The organism is Moorena sp. SIO3B2 (genome assembly GCF_010692525.1).
Taxonomy (GTDB): domain Bacteria; phylum Cyanobacteriota; class Cyanobacteriia; order Cyanobacteriales; family Coleofasciculaceae; genus Moorena; species Moorena producens.
Map to the genome: position 1 here is coordinate 1 of NZ_JAAHHE010000452.1, position 4,297 is coordinate 4,297.

The window sequence follows — 4,297 nt, forward strand, 5'->3', positions numbered from 1 at the left end:
TGAAAATCCCTAGAATTGCCAGCAATAACTATTAACTGGGGTGCTATATTAGGAATTGGTTTGGAATCTCAGTTGAAAGGAATTGAGAAGTTTCAAAACCAAGGAAGAGGAATTGATCCAATTCTACCTCAGAAAGCAGTAGAAGCTCTAGAACTATTGTTGGGCACTAATGCTATAGGCGTGGGGATAGTTCCTATAAACTGGTCTCAGTTTATAGAAAAACTGCCTGGAGGGGTGAGTCCACCATTTTTCGACGATTTAACAGTAAGTCAAACAGAAAAATCAGTTAAGGAGTACCAGCTTTTAGAAAAAATTAAGACTGCATCGATGACTGAAAAAGAAAATCTGTTAGTGGCTCACCTCCAAAGTGAAATTGCTCAGGTGCTAAGGATAAAAAATTATCAAATAGATATACAACAGCCTCTCAACACAATGGGAGTTGACTCCTTGATGGCATTAGAACTGAGAAATCGGGTTAAAAGTCAGTTAGAAGTCACGCTCCCAGTTACCAAGTTTATAGCAGGACTTACCATTGCAGATATATCACAGGAATTAAATCAGCAACTAGCCCAAAGTGATATCAAAGAAGAAATTGAAGCTAATAACTTCAAAGATATTAACTGGATAGAGGTGTAATTATGAATTTAGTTGAATTTCTACAAAACCTTTCCATCAAAGGGGTTAAGTTCTTGTGCGATGGTGAAAATTTGCGCATAGGCGATTCCCAAGAGGTATTAACTCCAGATATTATTGCTCAAGTAAAGCAGCACAAAACTGAAATATTAAAGCTATTGAGGGAACAGCCTGATATTCTCGAAGTCTATCCCTTGTCTTATGGACAAAAAGCAATGTGGTTTTTGTGGCAGTTAGCACCAAATAGTGGAGCATATAATATTTCAGTTGCTATCCAGATTAGTGACCCAGTAGATGTAAAAGTTTGGCATCAAGTTTGCCAGAAATTCAGAGAACGCCATCCTATTTTAGGTAGCATATTTCCCAAGCTAGATATAGAACCGATTCAAAAAGTTAATCACAATCAAGAGTTAGACTTCTTGGAGATAAATACTTCTACTTGGAGTCAAGATGAACTACAAGAGAGATTACTCAAGGAACATTATCATCCGTTTGCTCTAGATACAGACTCAGTGATGCGAGTCAGATACTTCACCCGGTCTGAGGGAGAACAGATTCTATTGCTAACCATACATCACATCGCGTGGGATGGTCGGTCAATAGATTTGAGTATGACGGAGTTATCAAAACTTTACCAAGCGCAAACTTCAGGTTTAAAAGCATCACTTCCTCTGATTCAGTCTACCTACCGAGATTATGTTCGCTGGCAGAAGGAAATGGTTGATAGCACTCAGGGAGAAAAACTGTGGAGCTATTGGCAACAAAAACTAGCTGGGGAGTTACCAGTTTTAAATTTGCCTACAGACAAACCCAGGCCACCAATACAGACCTTTAGGGGAAGTGCCCAGTATTGGCATTTACCTGAAGAACTTAACCAACAACTGAGAAACTTGGCTAAGAAGGAAAATGTAACCCTTTACATGGTTCTCCTGGCAGCTTTTCAAATTCTCCTCTATCGTTATACAGGCCAGGAGGATATCTTAGTTGGTTCTGTAACCTCTGGTAGAAGTCAGGCTGAGTTTGCCTCAATTGTAGGCTACTTTGTTAATCCAGTTGTGTTGAGGGCTAATTTGTCGGGAGATGAGACTTTCCAAGAGTTTCTTACCCAAGTCCGTCATACAGTTCTAGAAGCACTCGAACATCAAGATTATCCATTTGCTTTATTGGTGGAAAGATTACAACCTCAGCGCGATCCAAGTCGTTCTCCAATTTTTCAAGTAGCCTTCGCTTTACTGCAATTCCAGCAATCATCAGAAAATTCAAAATTTTTGCTGAATCAAAGACAAAGTTCAGTGAATTGGGGAGGAATTGAGGTTACACCTCTGACAATGCCTAATCAAGAGGGTCTGTTTGATTTAGATTTGGAAATCATAGAAGATGGCTCATCTCTGGTGGCGCGGCTAAAATACTGCACACATTTGTTTGCAGCTAGCACTATAACTCGGATGTTAGGTCATTTCCAAACGTTGTTAGAAGGAATTGTAACTAATCCAGAACAGAAGTTAGGGCAGTTGCCATTAATGACAGAGGTAGAGTTAGAGCAGCTATTAGTAGAGTGGAATAACACAAAAACCGATTACCCAAAAGACAAATGTATCCATCAGTTATTTGAAGAGCAGGTAGAGAAAAACCCAGATGCAGTAGCAGTAGTATTTGAAGAACAAAAGCTGACCTATTCCCAATTAAACAGCAAAGCCAATCAACTAGCCCATTACTTGCAAAAATTGGGAGTAGCTCCAGAAACCCTAGTGGGAATATGTGTAGAGCGTTCAGTAGAGATGGTGGTAGGTTTATTAGCCATACTCAAAGCCGGAGGAGCTTATGTGCCACTAGACCCGAATTATCCAACTTCGCGTCTCAATTACATGATAGAAGATGCTAAACTATCAGTAGTGATAACTAAACAAAAATTGCTAATTATTCTACCAGAAACTATAGCATCTGTGATTTGTTTGGATACATATGAAGAAATTATTAGTCAACAGAGTCAGCAAAATTTAGAAAATGAGATAACAGCTAATCAGTCAGCCTACCTTATCTATACTTCAGGTTCTACAGGTCAACCAAAGGGAGTAACTATTCTCCATCAAGGAGTAGTTAGACTTGTTTGCAACACCAACTATGTGCAACTGAAACCAACAGACCGATTAGCTCAAGTTTCCAGCACCTCATTTGATGCAGCCACATTTGAAATTTGGGGAGGTTTATTACACGGAGCTATGGTAGTAATAATTACCAAATCTCTACTCCTTTCTCCTCAAGAGTTTGTCAACTATATCAAACAAGAAAAAATTACGACACTGTTTTTGACAACAGCTTTATTTAATCAGTTAGCCTACTCAGTACCAGAAGCATTCAGTACCTTGAAAAATTTGTTATTTGGAGGAGAGGCAGTAGACCCGAAATCAGTGAAACAGGTAGTTGAGAAAGGGGCACCAGAAAGATTGCTTCATGTGTATGGACCAACAGAAAACACCACATTTTCTTCATGGTACAAGGTGAATCAAGTAGCAGAAGGAGCAACAAATCTGCCTATAGGTAAGCCAATATCCAATACCAAAATATACATCCTAGACTCCCAATTACAACCAGTGCCTATAGGAGTAGTAGGAGAACTTCATGTTAGAGGAGATGGTTTAGCAAGAGGCTACCACAAGCGCGCCGAACTCACAGCCGAAAAATTTATCTCTAACCCTTTTGAGAATAAATCAAAATTATATAAAACAGGAGATTTAGCTCGTTACTTACCAGATGGTAATATTGAATTTATAGGTCGGATAGATCATCAAGTAAAAGTGCGAGGATATCGGATAGAAACTGGGGAAATAGAAGCTACCATCAATCAACATACCCAAGTTAAAGAAACAGTAGTATTAGCAAGGAAAGATAACTCTGGTAATAAAGGTCTAGTAGCTTATATAGTCCTAGAAAGTGAAACTCTAGAAGGATCAGATACAGAACAAATAGAACAAATAGGGAAAGTGAAACAGTATCTGAAAGACCGGTTGCCAGAATATATGATACCCAGTAGGTTTATACTGTTGCCACAACTGCCACTGACTCCCAATGGAAAAGTAGACCGTAACGTATTGCCAGTACCAGATGGAGAATTAGTTAGTTCTCAAGAGTTTGTGCCACCCCAAACCAAAACTCAAAAGACTCTAGCCGAGATTTGGCAAGAAGTATTAGGCATAAAACAGGTAGGCATCCATGATAATTTCTTTGAAATAGGTGGAGACTCAATTATTAGCATTCAAATAGTAGCCCGTGCTCAAAAAGTAGGTATTCAACTGACCACCAAACAGCTATTGCAAAATCAAACCATTGCCAGACAAGCAATGGTAGCTGGAGTGATGGAGATTGTGCAACATCAACAGGGTTTAGTGACAGGAGAAATACCATTGACTCCAATTCAGCATTGGTTCTTTGAACAAAATCAGCCACAGATGCACCACTTTAACCAATCTATGCTGTTATCAGTGTCACCTCAAATCGATCAGGAGTTGTTATCAAGAGCGGTAGGTAAAATATTAGAGCATCACGATGCTCTGCGTTTGCGTTTCCATAAAAAAAGTGATTATTGGGAGCAAATCAATGTTGGTCGCTCAGAAAATATACCATTTGAGGTGGCAGATTTATCAAAACTCCTAGAAACTGAACAACT

At 39.1% G+C, this 4,297-nt stretch carries 2 protein-coding genes; both read left to right on the top strand.

Going from position 1 to position 4,297, the window contains the following annotated elements; translation table 11 throughout:
• Positions 1-15: 15 nt before the first annotated feature.
• Positions 16-636 carry an acyl carrier protein gene (locus F6K38_RS35940; RefSeq protein WP_287359824.1) on the top strand — a complete coding sequence of 207 codons (621 nt, stop codon included), beginning with the start codon at positions 16-18 and terminating at the stop codon, positions 634-636.
• Between the two features lie 2 nt (positions 637-638).
• Positions 639-4,297 (top strand): non-ribosomal peptide synthetase (locus F6K38_RS35945; RefSeq protein ID WP_287359826.1); only part of this gene is annotated, 3,659 nt, incomplete at its 3' end.